Raw genomic sequence first — 13,408 nt, 5'->3', positions numbered from 1 at the left:
GGATGTTCTAGATTTGTTCTCATGATCACACGCGATCCGAAGCACAGCGATTCGCTTACCGATGACGGCCCGCTCAGCGCCGCAGACGCGCTGCTGGCCCGCCGTTTCCGTCTGTGGCGCGGGCCCGATGGCCGGCGTCAGGTCTATTCGGTCTATGGCGTCGACGACGCGCCGGACTATCCCGATGCGGTCGCCATGGCGGTGCGCACCGAGGGCGGGCGCCGCGTGGCGATGTGGAGCGGCCCGGCCGGGGCCCGTGCCCGCGCCGCCGCCTATGCCATGGGCGCGCAGGAAATCCATCTGCGCATCCTGCTCGATACCGACAGCGGCTCGCTCGCGCCCATGTAAGGCGGTTGCCGGGCGGCCGCGCCGGGCCCCTAAAGCCGCTCGACCAGCCAGCGCAGTTCGCGATCCTCGATGCCGAGTTCGGCGAGGTGGCCGGCGGTGGCGGTGACGTAATCAATGTTCGGCCCGCCGACCCCATGGCCCTGCCGGATCAGGTGCAGCCTTTCCTCGCGCGCGAGCGCGCCGGCATATTGCGCATGGCCGCGATCGACCAGGAAGGTGACCGCGCGCACCGCCCGCTGGCTGCCATCCCGCAGCCAGACCCGGCGCACCCCTTCGCGGTAGATGTTGGTCACCTGCTCGCGCTCGCGCAGATAGGCCAGCGTGTGCTCCGCCCGCTCGGGGGCGATGCGGAAGGCGATGCCGATGCAGGCCCCGCCCTGATCGAGACCGAGCACGAGGCCGGGCTTTTCCGGCGTGCCACGCCAATGCACCGATTTCACGCAGAAGGAGCGATGCGCGCCGATCAGCTTTCCCGGCACCCGCTCCTCAAAGGCGAAGCCCGGATTCCACATCAGCGAGCCATAGCCGAAGACCCAGAGTTCGTCGGCGGGGGAGGAGGCACTCATGTCGGCAAACCGTCAGGAGGGAAAGGCGGCGGGCAAGGAGGTGGCGGGCGGGGATAAAGCCGTCGCTCGCGGCGAGACTATGACGTAAGAGGGGGCATGAACGTAAGAGGTTGCGGTGAGCCCGGCGATCCGCCACACCCGCGCCGCACGCGCGGACCAGCTTGACGCGATGCCCACGAGGAATTCCCGATGAGCCTTCCCGATGCACCGGAGCCCGCCTCTGCACCGTCCCCGGCGCGGCGTCCCCGCCCGTGGCTCATGCTGGGCCTGTTCGCGTTCATCGTGATCGGCGGGCTCGGCTGGACCGGCGCGTGGTTCTACGCCTCCGGCCGGGTGATGGCCGAGATCGATGGCTGGATGGCGGCGGAAGCCACCAAGGGGCGGAACTGGAGCTGCGCCGACCGCCAGTTCGGCGGCTTTCCCTTCCGCTTCGAGCTGATCTGCACCGCGCCGACCGTCACCTTCACCGACCCGGTCGGGGGCAGCGCCCGCGCGGCCCGCGCGCATGCGGTGGCGCAGGTGTGGAATCCGCGTCACATCATCGCCGAGTTCGACGGGCCGGGCGTGATCTCGACCCCCGCCAATGGCGGGGACGTGATCGCCAACTGGACGCTGCTGCAGGTCAGCGGCGTCGGTCGCGGGGGCGAGCTGGACCGTCTGTCGCTCGCCGCCAATGATTATGCGCTGGCGCAGGGCGGCACGACCTATTTCACCGCCCGCCACGCCGAGATGCATGTCCGCCACACGCCCGGCGCCGATGCCGCGACGGTGGACATCGCCGCCGGGGTGAAGGGGGCGACGGGGCTGACGGCGGGGGCCGGCACGGCGCCGATCGACGGCGATCTGGAAATGACCGCGACGCAGGTGCCGGACTGGCGGGCGGTGATGCTGCCGGTCGCGCGGCTGGAAGCCTGGCAGGCCGCCGGCGGGCGGGTGAAGCTGCTGGAAGCGCGGCTGAGCGGCGGCGGCGGATCGATGAACGCCACCGGCGAGATCGGCCTCGACGCGCAGCGCCGCCCAATCGGCACCATCAACCTCGCCATGAGCAATGCGCCGGCGCTGATGGGCGCGCTCTCGGCCGCCGGCCTGATGCCGCCCTTCATGGTGAACCTCGCCCCGGCGCTGTCGGTGGTCGGCATGCCCGGCACGCTTGACGGCGCGCCGGCCAGCACCTTCCCCTTCACCTTCCGCGACGGGCGGATCTTTTTGGGCATGCTGCCGCTCGGCAAGGTCGGCCCGGTCTACTGACCGCGCCGGCACTTTCCGTTCAAAGGCCTACACCGCGAAGATGCTGGCGCCGGTATCGGCCGTGCCGACGGCGGCGCGGAACGCGGCGAACAGTTCGCGCCCGACGCCGACATGCGAGGCGGCAAGATTGGCCGGCACCGGGGCGCGCTCGGCCCAGGCTTCCGCGTCCACCAGTACGGTCAGCGTGCCCGCCACCGCGTCGAGGCGGATCATGTCACCATTGCGGATCAGGGCGATCGGCCCGCCATCGGCGGCCTCGGGGGTGACATGGATGGCCGCCGGCACCTTGCCGGAGGCGCCGGACAGGCGGCCATCCGTGACCAGCGCGACCTTGTTGCCGCGATCCTGAAGAACGCCGAGCGGCGGCATCAGCTTGTGCAGTTCGGGCATGCCATTGGCCTTGGGACCCTGATAGCGCACCACGGCGACGAAATCGCCGGTCAGCGACCCCGCCTTGAACGCGGCCTGAAGCTCCTCCTGGCTGTGGAACACCCGTGCCGGCGCCTCGATGATGTGGCGCTCCGGCGCGATGGCCGAGGTCTTGATCACCGCCTTGCCGAGATCGCCCGCCAGCAGCCGCAGCCCGCCGGTGGCCTGGAACGGCGCGGTGGCGCCGCGCAGCACCGTCTCGTCGCCGCTCACCGATGTGCCGTCGCGCCAGTCGAGCGCGCCCTCAGAGGTGAGCACCGGCTCGCGCGTATAGACGCCGAGGTCGCCGCCCCACACGGTCTCGACGTCCCGGTGCAGAAGACCCTCGCCGAGCAGCGAGCGGATGACGAAAGCCATGCCGCCGGCGGCATGGAAGTGGTTCACATCCGCCTTGCCGTTCGGGTAGACGCGGCAGAGCAGCGGGACGACCTCGGCGAGATCGGAAAAATCGTCCCAGGTCAGCTTGATGCCGGCCGCCGCCGCCATGGCGACGACGTGCAGCGTGTGGTTGGTCGAGCCGCCGGTGGCGTGCAGGCCGACCACGCCATTGACGAACACCTTCTCGTCCAGCATCCGGCCGACCGGCGTGTAGTCATTGCCGAGCGCGGTGATCGCCATGGCGCGTTCGGCCGCCGCGGTGGTCAGCGCCTCGCGCAGCGGCGTGTTCGGGTTGACGAAGGAGGCGCCGGGCAGATGCAGGCCCATGATCTCCATCATCATCTGGTTGGTGTTGGCGGTGCCGTAGAAGGTGCAGGTGCCCGGCCCGTGATAGGACTGCGCCTCGGCTTCCAGCAGCGCATCGCGCCCGATCTTGCCTTCGGCAAAGAGCTGGCGGATCTTCGCCTTCTCGTCATTGGGCAGGCCCGAGGTCATCGGCCCGGCCGGGATGAACACCGCCGGCAGATGGCCGAAGGAGAGCGCGCCGATGACGAGGCCCGGCACGATCTTGTCGCAGATGCCGAGGAACACCGCCGCGTCGAAGGTCTGATGCGACAGCGCCACCGCCGTCGCCAGCGCGATCACGTCGCGCGAGAACAGCGACAATTCCATGCCGGCCTCGCCCTGGGTAATGCCGTCGCACATCGCCGGCACCCCGCCGGCGACCTGCGCCACACCACCGGCGGCGCGGGCGGCGGCACGGATCAGTTCGGGATAGTTCTCATAGGGCTGGTGGGCCGAGAGCATGTCGTTATAGGCGGTGACGATGGCGAGGTTGGCGCCGGCGCCCTCGCGCAGCATCGCCTTGTCGGAGGGGCCGCAGGCGGCGAAGCCGTGGGCCTGGTTGGCGCAGCCGAGCTTGGCGCGGCCGGGGCCGCGCTCGGCGGCGGCGGCGATGCGATCCAGATAGCGCGCGCGGGCGTCGTGGGACCGCTTGGCAATGCGTTCCGTGACCTCGCCGATACGGGCATTCACGCTGGACGGGATGGCATCGGCCATGCGGCTCTCCTCAGGTGGTCAACGGCCGGACGACGCCGGCTGTGTCTTCTAGAGCGTGTTCGGTGAACTCCGATTCACCGAACACGCTCTAGGTTACTGTTCTGACGCATTTTCCTCACGCGGACCGGAATCCACTTCGCTGGAAAATGCTCTTGCGGGGGTGCGGGTGACGGACGGTCACGGGCACCAGAAAATGTCGAGCGGCCGCTTGGCGCGCAGAACGGCACGGATCGGCATGTCGGTAGCCGGTCCATCTTCCATCGCCTGTGCCAGCACCGGGCGCTTCGCTTCGCCCTCGATGTGCAGCGCCAGCGAATCGGCGGCCAGCAGAACCGGCAAAGTGAGGGTGATGCGCGGCTCGCCGGCATTGGGGGCGTTCATGGCAATGAGGCCGAGCGTCCCGTCGGGGTCGATCGCTTCTTCCAGATGATCGCCGCCCGGAAAGAAGGAGGCGGTATGTCCGTCATCGCCCATGCCGAGCACGGCGCAGGCGAGCGGCCAGGGGAGATCCTCCAGCGCCTCATTGACGGCGAACAGCCCGGCTTCCGGGCTTGGCGCGTCATTGGCGAGCGGCACGAATTTGGCGGCGGCGGCCTTGTTCCGAATCAGGTGCTGCCGGACGAGGCGGGCATTGGACCGTTCGGAGGTCTCGCGCACCCAACGCTCATCCACCAGCGTGACGGCGATCTTGTCCCAGGGCAGGTCGCGGGTGGACAGCTCCTCGAAGAAGCGGGTGGGGGTGCGCCCGCCGGAGACGGCGAGGCTCGCCATCCCGTCGCGGGCCACGCGCGCGGCAAGGGCCGCCGCCACATGGTCCGCCAGCGCCCGCGCCACATCGGCGCTGTCCTTGAGTTCATGCATGTCCGGCACGCTTACGCTCCCTCACCCTGCCGCCGGCCGTGGCCGGCGTGTCCTGTTCGTCGTCCTGCGACGTCACGGCTGTCAGTCTACCCGTTCGGCGCCCGGCGCGCCTTACACGAGCGCATGACGCGCCGTCTTTAAGCTAGTGGCGCCTCAGGCGCCGTCTTCCAACCAATAGGCGCCGTCAGGCGCCGTCTTCGAGCCAATAGGCGCCGTCAGGCGCCGTCTTCCAGCCACGTGCGGCCGTCGCGCTCGATGAGGGCAATGGCCGATGAAGGACCCCAGGTGCCGGCGGTGTAGGGACGCGGCGCCTCTTTGGAGTTGCGCCAGGCCTCCAGAATCGGATCGACCCATTTCCACGCCGCCTCGACCTCGTCGCGGCGCATGAACAGGGTCTGGTTGCCGCGCACGACATCGAGGATGAGGCGTTCATAGGCGTCCGGGTTGCGGACCTTGAACGCCTTGGCGAAGCTCATGTCGAGCGGCACATGGGTGAGGCGGATGCCGCCCGGACCCGGGTCCTTGATCATCAGCCAGAGCTTCACGCCCTCATCCGGCTGGAGGCGGATGACCAGTCGGTTGGATTCCACCGGCCCGGCGCTCTCGTCGAACACCGAATGCGGCACCGGGCGGAAACCGATGACGATTTCCGACACGCGCGAGGCGAGGCGCTTGCCGGTGCGCAGATAGAACGGCACGCCGGCCCAGCGCCAATTCTCGACCTCGGCCTTCACGGCCACGAAGGTCTCGGTCTGGCTCTTGCCGGATTCCAGTTCGTCGAGATAGCCGGGCACGGCGCCGCCGGCCGAGGCCCCGGCGCGGTACTGGCCGCGCACGGTGAGCGCCGCCATATTGTTCTCGCCGATCGGCTTCAGCGCGCGCAGCACCTTCAGCTTCTCGTCGCGCACGGCGTCGGCGCCGAGCGAGGAGGGCGGTTCCATCGCCACCAGACAGACGAGCTGGAGGATGTGGTTCTGCACCATGTCGCGCATGGCGCCGGCCGTATCGTAATAGCCGGCGCGCTCCTCGACGCCGAGCGCCTCGGCGACGGTGATCTGCACATGGTCGATATGGGCGTTGTTCCACAGCGGCTCGAACAGCGCATTGGCGAAGCGCAGCGCCATCAGGTTCTGCACCGTCTCTTTGCCGAGATAGTGGTCGATGCGGTAGACGCGATCTTCCGGGAAGATGCGCCCGACCTGCTCGTTCAGCGCCAGCGCCGACTTCAGGTCCTTGCCGATCGGCTTCTCGATGACGACGCGGCCCTTCTCGGACAAGCCGTATTTGCCGAGCCGCTCGCAGATCGGTCCGAACAGATGCGGCGCGGTGGCGAGATAATAGACCGGGATCATGTCCCCGGCCGCCCCGACGCGGGCGGCAAGCTCAGCCCAGCCGGGATCGGCGTCGGCATCCGCCGCCACATAGGACAGGCGGTGCAGGAAGCGTTCGACCTCCGGTTCCTTCAGCTCGGCGGCGGGAATGTGATCGATCAGCGCCTTATGGGCAAAGGCGCGGAATTCCTCATCGCTCATGGTCCGGCGCGAGACGCCGATGATGAGCGCCTCGTCCGGGATCTGGCCGTCCGCATCGCGGTGGAAGAGGGCGGGAATCAGCTTGCGGCGGGAGAGATCGCCGGTGGCTCCGAACACCGTCAGGACGAAGGGTGGAACCGGGATCAGGCGACTGGTCATGAACGATCTCTCCAGATGGCGCGGCAAACGGCGGTCGGGCGGCGAGCGTGTCGGATGCGGCAAGGCAGGCCTCGCCGTTCCGGCGGTAGTGCGGTTACGGCCGGACTGTCTGCGTAGCAAAAACGAGACCGAGCCGCGACGCCCCACCGGTAGCAGGGCTGCACGCTAGCCGCGCCGCGCGACGGGGGGATGATCGCGGAGGGCGGCGAGGCGTTCAACCCGACCCACGGCCGGCATCCATTCCATGATGCGCTGCAATATTATGGCCCAAAAATGACCCTGACGCGATGAAGCCAGGTCGCGCAGCAAAGCCCACAGTATTCGCGAGGGGAGCTGTCTTGCTGTGCCGGGATGCCGGGCCGCGGCTGCCCCAGAGGGATGGCGTGAGCCGGGCGCGATGTTCCGCAGGGGCGGCGGAGATGGAAAGGCGTTTTCGTACAATGGTTTGTTTAATAAGGTATGCGTCCGCACTTTATAAAAAATAAGGCATTCCACATTTGGTATGCCAAATACAAAATTCCTATAATACGTAATACAAACTGACCTTGCGTCGCACCATTGAACTTTAGAATTAGGGCTTGGCTTTGTTCTAATCTTGGTACAACTTATTACACAGAGTATCCGGCAGAGAGACGAAACAACCACCCTGCCGGTTATCGAGGGACCGCGCGGTTCTTCCGCAGCGACGCCCCAAAAAAAGACCGACTTAAGATCGGTTGAACGCCAAAACCCTTTTGGGAAGGAAAACGCCAAATGAAACATTTCCAAGCTCTTGGCCTGGGCGCAATTACCGCGCTCGGCATGACCGCCCTGTCGATGCTGCCCGCGTCGGCTGCCTGGCAGCCGACCAAGCCCGTTGAATTCATCGTTCCCGCTGGTACGGGCGGCGGCGCCGACCAGATGGCGCGCACGCTCCAGGGCATCATTGCCAAGCACAGCCTGATGTCGACCCAGCTGGTCGTCATCAACAAGTCGGGCGGCGCCGGCGGCGAGGGCTTCCTCGACGTCAAGAGCAACAAGGGCAACCCGCACAAGATCGTCATCTCGCTGTCGAACCTGTTCACCACCCCGCTGGCGACCGGCATTCCCTTCAACTGGAAGGATCTGACCCCCGTCGCGATGCTGGCGCTCGACGAATTCGTGCTGTGGGTGAACGCCCAGTCGCCCTACAAGACGGCGCAGGAATATGAGGCCGCGATCAAGGCCGCGCCGGACGGCACCTTCAAGATGGGCGGCACCGGCTCCAAGCAGGAAGACCAGATCATCACCGTCGCCGTCGAGAAGGCGCTCGGCAAGAAGATGACCTACATCCCCTATAAGGGCGGTGGCGAGGTCGCGGTCCAGCTGGTCGGCGGTCACATCAATTCGAGCGTGAACAACCCGATCGAGGCCGTCTCCCAGTGGCGCGGCGACAAGCTGCGTCCGCTCTGCGTGTTCGATTCCAAGCCGCTTCCCTACACCGACAAGATCCTCGGCGATCAGTCCTGGTCCTCGGTGCCGACCTGCATCTCGGCGGGTCTGAACGTCGAATATCTCATGCTGCGCGGCGTCTTCATGCCCCCGGGCGTGACCGACGAGCAGGTCGCCTATTTCGTCGACCTGTTCAAGAAGGTCCGCGAGACCCCCGAATGGAAGCAGCTCATGAAGGACGGCGCCTTCAACCCGACCTTCATGTCGGGCGACGAGTTCAAGACCTGGCTCGACGGCGCCGAGAAGACCCATAAGGGCCTGATGCAGGAAGCCGGCTTCATCGCCGGTAACTGATGCAATTCTCTCCGGACCGGTTTAGCCGGTCCGGCTGAGGGAGGCGGTCCGCGAGGGCGGCCCTTGCCGAGTGCCGCGAGAGGGAGCCGGGCCTTGCCCCGCCCTTCTCGCGAGGCACCGGACGCAGCAGCAACCAACATTAAAACAAGCTGGCGTCGAACATGCCGCTGGCGGGGTCTTCCCGCCGGACGCTTCTTTTGCGCGGATTTTTCGGAGACATCAGATGGAACAGGCTCACCATGGGGCGGGCGGGGGAGGCCCCAAGCAGCGCAGCGTCGAAATCGGCACCGCTCTGCTGACCCTGCTGTTCGGCCTCATCGTTCTTTACGGAAGCTACATCGTCGGCTTCGGCTGGGGGGCGGATGGCCCGCAGGCCGGCTTCTTTCCCTTCTATGTCGGGCTCATCATCTGTGTGTGCAGCCTGATCAATTTCGTGCATGGCATGCGCGAGGATCCCCAGCCGCTGTTCGCTGAATGGAGCCAGCTCGGCCAGGTCCTCCGGGTCCTCATCCCGGCCTGCATCTATGTCGCCCTGGTGCCGTTCCTCGGCATTTACTTCCCCTCTGTCGCGCTGATCCTCGGCTTCATGATGTGGATCGGCAAATACAAGCTGCCGCTGTCGCTCGCCGTGGCGGTCGGTGTGCCTGTCTTCTTCTACATGACGCTCGAGCGCTGGTTCCTGATCCCGCTCCCCAAGGGGCCGATCGAGGCGATGCTCGGACTCTGACCAACGACAGATAAGGCGGAAACGGCGACAGCCGCCTGCCAGGGAAAGCGCCCATGCTCGAGAATTTCACCTATCTTTATCACGGGTTCGGTATTGCATCCGACCCCTTCAACATCCTGCTGATGGCCATCGGCATCCTGCTCGGTGTCATCATCGGCGTGCTGCCGGGCCTCGGCGGCGCCAATGGCGTCGCCATCCTGCTGCCGCTCACCTTCTCCATGTCGCCCACCTCGGCGATCATCCTGCTGACCTGCATCTACTGGGGCGCCCTGTTCGGCGGCGCCATCACCTCGGTGCTGTTCAACATTCCCGGCGAACCATGGTCGGTGGCGACAACCTTCGACGGGCATCCAATGGCCCGATCGGGGCGGGCGGGTGAGGCGCTGACGGCGGCCTTCACCTCGTCCTTCATCGGCGCCTTCTTCGCGGTCGTGATGATCACCCTGATCGCGCCGCTGGTCGCCCAGTTCGCCCTGCAATTCGGTCCAGCCGAGAAATTCGCGGTCTACTTCCTCGCCTTTGCCTCCTTCGTGGGCATGAGCAAGGAGCCGCCGGCCAAGACCATCGTGTCGATGATGATCGGCTTTGCCCTCGCGGCGGTCGGCCTCGACATGGTCACCGGCCAGCTGCGTCTGACCTTCGGCGTCACGGAACTGCTCAACGGCTTCGACTTCCTCATCGCGGTCATTGGTCTCTTCGGCATCGGCGAAATTCTGCTGACGATGGAAGAAGGGCTCGAATTCCGCGGCAAGGCGGCGAAGATCGACCCCAAGGTCGTGTGGAAGACCTGGAAGACGCTGCCCAAGTACTGGGCCACGTCGCTGCGCTCCATCGTCATCGGCTGCTGGATGGGCATCACGCCCGCCGGTGCCACCCCGGCCTCCTTCATGGCCTATGGCATCGCCAAGCGCGTGTCGAAGAACGGCAAGAACTTCGGCAATGGCGAGATCGAGGGCGTCGTGGCTCCCGAGACCGCCGCGCACGCCGCCGGTACCGCCGCCATGCTGCCCATGCTGGCGCTGGGTGTTCCCGGTTCGCCGACCGCCGCGGTTCTGCTCGGCGGCCTGCTGATCTGGGGTCTGCAGCCCGGTCCGATGCTGTTCGTCGAGCAGGCTGAGTTCGTGTGGGGCCTCATCGCCTCCATGTATCTCGGCAACATCGTCGGCCTCATCCTCGTGCTGACCACGGTGCCGCTGTTCGCCTCGATCCTGCGTATCCCCTTCTCGATCATCGCCCCGGTGATCCTGGTGATCTGCGCGATCGGTGCCTACACGGTGAACAACAACGTGTTCGACGTGCTGATGATGATGGTGTTCGGTGTCCTCGGCTACCTGCTGAAGAAGACCAACTACCCGCTGGCGCCGCTGGTGCTCGCGATCGTCCTCGGCGACAGCGCGGAAGAAGCCTTCCGTCAGTCCCTGCTCGGCTCGGCCGGCTCGATCTCGGTGTTCTGGTCGAACCCGCTCGTCTCGTCCATCATGGGTCTCGGCCTTCTGGCCGGCCTGTGGCCGCTGATCGGCATGCTCTTCAACAAGCTGCGGGCGTCGCCCCAGCCGGCCTGAGCCAGCCCTGCGAATAGCCCGCCGCGCGCTCGTCGCGCGGCGGGTTTTAAGCCGAGAGGGCTGTCCTTGTGGCCGCTCTGACGGCGCCCAGGCGAAGGGCGGGGTCAATCGCCCTTCCGCCGAATCCCTCGCCCCCGGAGAGGGAGATCGGGCAACCAGCGACCGCCAGCCAGACCCGTCTCCCGAGCAAGGCCATAGAAGCTTGCCGGAGGCAGGAGGCGGATCGAGAGATCGGGGGTTCGGGAGGCAACGCCAATGTTCTGTGCCGATATCAGGCTTCGTCTTCACATCCGATCGACCGGCACCCTGCCGGCGGCGGAAACCGGGATGGAAGCCGCATGATGAGCATCGAAAGCACTATTCGCCGGGTGAACGGCGGGGCTCAGAAGCTCTCCGTGGCACCGCTGGAAGACACGTCGACCTTCAAGAATCGCGCCTACACGGCGCTCAAGGAAGTCATCGTCTCTCTCAATATTTACGACCAGACGCAGGAGGTTCGCCTCGACGAGCGCCAGCTCGCCCAGAGTCTGGGCGTCAGCCGCACGCCCGTGCGGGAGGCGATGGCTCAGCTCGAGCGCGAGGGCTTCGTCCATTCGGTGCCGCGCCGCGGCATCTATGTGGTGCGCAAGACCAAGCGCGAGGTGATCGAGATGATCCAGGTTTGGGCGGCGCTGGAAAGCCTCGCCGCCCGGCTCATCACCCAGCACGCCACCGATGACGAAATCGGCCGGCTGCGGGAAATGTTCGCCTCCTTCGACGACGGCACGCTGCACGCCAAGCTGGACGAATATTCCGAGCTCAACATCCAGTTCCACCAGACCATCATCGCCATGGGCGGCAACGGCATTCTGGTCAATCTGGCCGAGAACCTGTTCACCCATATGCGCATGATCCGCCGCAAGACGATCGGCGAGGAGGACCGGGCGGACCGCTCGATCCAGGACCACCTCGCCATCATCCAGGCGCTGGAGGCCCGCGACACCGATCTCGCCGAGGTGCTGGTGCGCAACCACGCTCTCGGCCTCGCGGATCATGTCGCGCGCTTTGCCGACTATCTGGAATAGGCGCCGTCCCACACGGCACCACCGCGCTTCCTCTCCCCGGCGGGTTCCTCGGACCCCGCCGGTTTTTTTGTTGGGAGGTCCGTCATTGGGGCATCCCGGACCTACCGGTCACACCGTCATCCCCGGGCTTGGCCCGGGGATCCGCGTCTTGGCCCTGGGCGCCTCGCGTGCCCGTCGCCCGTCGCCCGTTGCGCGGCGATGGGGCGGGATTGCGAAGCTCTCGGGGGAAGCGTTGCGCGGGCCCGGCGATTGCGTTACGCACAATCACCTATGGCTATCGCAGCCGTTCGTTCCCCCTGATCCCTCACGAGAGCCCACGGCATGCTGCGCAGCCTGACCGATTTCATCGCCGAGATCGCCGGCGGCACGCGCGAGGCGGCCTTCGCCGAGAACGACTACCGGCTCGCCGCCGCGGCCCTTCTGGTCCATGTCGTGACCATTGACGGGGTGATCGGCGCCGAGGAGATGGCCAAGCTGCGGCGCATTCTCGAAGCCCATTTCAGCCTCGGCAAGGATGACGCCGAGCGTCTTCTGGAAGCCGCGATCGCGCGCGATGCCGAGGCGGTCGACCTTTACGCCTTCACCAGCGTGCTCAACCGGGCGATGGATGACGAGGGCCGCAAGCGCGTCGTCGCCCTGATGTTCGAGGTGGCCTATGCCGATGGCGGGCTGACCGAATTCGAGGACAATCTGGTCTGGCGCGCCGCCGAGCTGCTCAACGTCTCCTCGCGCGACCGGGTGCAGCTGCGAAAGCAGGTTCGCGACAGCTTCGAGGTCGATCGTTAAGCGGAGACAGGTGCGTTGAGCGCGGCCCGGCGGCTTGCTTGATTGGCAGGTCCAACTGGCGCCATCCTTGCCTGACATGAGTCGTGCGCGGCCAGCCCGGCCCGCCTGATGCCGACGCCTGGAGAAAATGCCGCTACCCGTGCTGATCGTGCTTCATCAGGAGCATTCCTCGCCCGGCCGCATCGGACGCCTGCTGACCGAGCGCGGCCATCGGCTGGATATTCGCCGCCCCTGCCTCGGCGAGAGGCTGCCGGCGACGCTGGCCGAGCATGCCGGCGCCATCATCTTCGGCGGCCCGCAGAGCGCGAATGACTGCCATGATTATGTGCGCTCGGAGATCGACTGGATCGGCGTCCCGCTCCGGGAGGGTAAGCCCTATCTCGGCATCTGCCTTGGCGCCCAGATGCTGGCGCGCCATCTCGGCGCCTCGGTCTCGCGCCATCCCGAGGGGCTGGTCGAGATCGGCTATTACCCGATCCGCGCCACCGCCGCCGGCGCGGCCCTGCTCGGCGGGGACAGCGACACGCCATGGCCCGACCATGTCTATCACTGGCACAATGAAGGCTTCGAGCTGCCTGATGGCGCGCAGCTTCTGGCCGAGGGCGAGGCCTTTCCCCATCAGGCCTTCGGCTATGGCGCGCGGGCGCTCGGCATCCAGTTCCACCCGGAGGTGACGCATCACATGATGTGCCGCTGGACGGTGACGGGGGCCGACAGTTTCGACCTGCCCGGCGCCCGCCCGCGCCGCGCCCATTTCATTGACCGGCTCCAGCATGACGGACGCATCCGCCTGTGGCTCGACGCCTTCCTCGACCGCTGGCTGGCCAGCGACCAGCCGCTCGCGGCCGAGTGAGCCGGAAGGCTGGCGCATGTTCGAGCGACGTGGATTCCGGTTCGCGTGAAGAAAATGCGTCGGAACAAAAGC

12 protein-coding genes are annotated in these 13,408 nt (G+C 66.6%); 8 read left to right on the top strand and 4 right to left on the bottom strand.

Going from position 1 to position 13,408, the window contains the following annotated elements; translation table 11 throughout:
* The first annotated feature begins 21 nt into the window (after positions 1 to 21).
* Positions 22 to 348 (top strand): hypothetical protein, encoded by a 327-nt coding sequence (locus KIP89_RS02635; RefSeq protein ID WP_213753856.1) that lies wholly within the window; start codon positions 22 to 24, stop codon positions 346 to 348.
* Positions 349 to 377: 29 nt separating this feature from the next.
* On the opposite strand, the gene KIP89_RS02630 is transcribed toward KIP89_RS02635, so the two are convergent.
* Positions 378 to 914, bottom strand: a complete 537-nt coding sequence (locus KIP89_RS02630; protein ID WP_213753855.1) for a gamma-glutamylcyclotransferase — start codon at positions 912 to 914, stop codon at positions 378 to 380.
* Positions 915 to 1,103: 189 nt separating this feature from the next.
* On the opposite strand from KIP89_RS02630, the gene KIP89_RS02625 reads away from it, so the two are divergent.
* On the top strand, positions 1,104 to 2,162 hold the full coding sequence (locus tag KIP89_RS02625) for a DUF2125 domain-containing protein (protein ID WP_213753854.1): 1,059 nt from the start codon (positions 1,104 to 1,106) through the stop codon (positions 2,160 to 2,162).
* A gap of 27 nt (positions 2,163 to 2,189) precedes the next feature.
* Here KIP89_RS02625 and edd read toward each other — a convergent pair whose 3' ends face one another.
* From edd to zwf, 3 genes are all read right to left on the bottom strand, one after another.
* Positions 2,190 to 4,028 (bottom strand): phosphogluconate dehydratase, encoded by a 1,839-nt coding sequence (edd, locus tag KIP89_RS02620; protein WP_213753853.1) that lies wholly within the window; start codon positions 4,026 to 4,028, stop codon positions 2,190 to 2,192.
* A gap of 177 nt (positions 4,029 to 4,205) precedes the next feature.
* Positions 4,206 to 4,898: a 6-phosphogluconolactonase gene (gene pgl / locus KIP89_RS02615; protein WP_369807028.1), complete on the bottom strand. Its 693-nt coding sequence runs from the start codon at positions 4,896 to 4,898 to the stop codon at positions 4,206 to 4,208.
* A gap of 206 nt (positions 4,899 to 5,104) precedes the next feature.
* On the bottom strand, positions 5,105 to 6,580 hold the full coding sequence (zwf, locus tag KIP89_RS02610) for a glucose-6-phosphate dehydrogenase (protein WP_213753852.1): 1,476 nt from the start codon (positions 6,578 to 6,580) through the stop codon (positions 5,105 to 5,107).
* A gap of 753 nt (positions 6,581 to 7,333) precedes the next feature.
* Here zwf and KIP89_RS02605 point away from each other — a divergent pair.
* From KIP89_RS02605 to KIP89_RS02580, 6 genes are all read left to right on the top strand, one after another.
* On the top strand, positions 7,334 to 8,344 hold the full coding sequence (locus tag KIP89_RS02605; protein ID WP_213753851.1) for a Bug family tripartite tricarboxylate transporter substrate binding protein: 1,011 nt from the start codon (positions 7,334 to 7,336) through the stop codon (positions 8,342 to 8,344).
* Between the two features lie 223 nt (positions 8,345 to 8,567).
* Complete coding sequence (locus KIP89_RS02600; protein ID WP_213753850.1) at positions 8,568 to 9,071, top strand: tripartite tricarboxylate transporter TctB family protein; 504 nt, start codon at positions 8,568 to 8,570, stop codon at positions 9,069 to 9,071.
* A 53-nt stretch (positions 9,072 to 9,124) separates the two neighbouring features.
* Positions 9,125 to 10,633 (top strand): tripartite tricarboxylate transporter permease, encoded by a 1,509-nt coding sequence (locus tag KIP89_RS02595; RefSeq protein ID WP_213753849.1) that lies wholly within the window; start codon positions 9,125 to 9,127, stop codon positions 10,631 to 10,633.
* Positions 10,634 to 10,971: 338 nt separating this feature from the next.
* Positions 10,972 to 11,697, top strand: a complete 726-nt coding sequence (locus KIP89_RS02590) for a GntR family transcriptional regulator (protein ID WP_213753848.1) — start codon at positions 10,972 to 10,974, stop codon at positions 11,695 to 11,697.
* Between the two features lie 321 nt (positions 11,698 to 12,018).
* Positions 12,019 to 12,483 carry a tellurite resistance TerB family protein gene (locus tag KIP89_RS02585; protein ID WP_213753847.1) on the top strand — a complete coding sequence of 155 codons (465 nt, stop codon included), beginning with the start codon at positions 12,019 to 12,021 and terminating at the stop codon, positions 12,481 to 12,483.
* Positions 12,484 to 12,610: 127 nt separating this feature from the next.
* The gene (locus KIP89_RS02580; RefSeq protein ID WP_213753846.1) at positions 12,611 to 13,336 is read left to right on the top strand and encodes a glutamine amidotransferase; all 726 of its coding nucleotides are present in this window, start codon (positions 12,611 to 12,613) and stop codon (positions 13,334 to 13,336) included.
* Positions 13,337 to 13,408: the final 72 nt, after the last annotated feature.

It is taken from the genome of Ancylobacter radicis, from assembly GCF_018449475.1.
Classification (GTDB): Bacteria; Pseudomonadota; Alphaproteobacteria; order Rhizobiales; family Xanthobacteraceae; genus Ancylobacter; species Ancylobacter radicis.
This window is presented reverse-complemented; position numbering and strand designations above follow the sequence as displayed.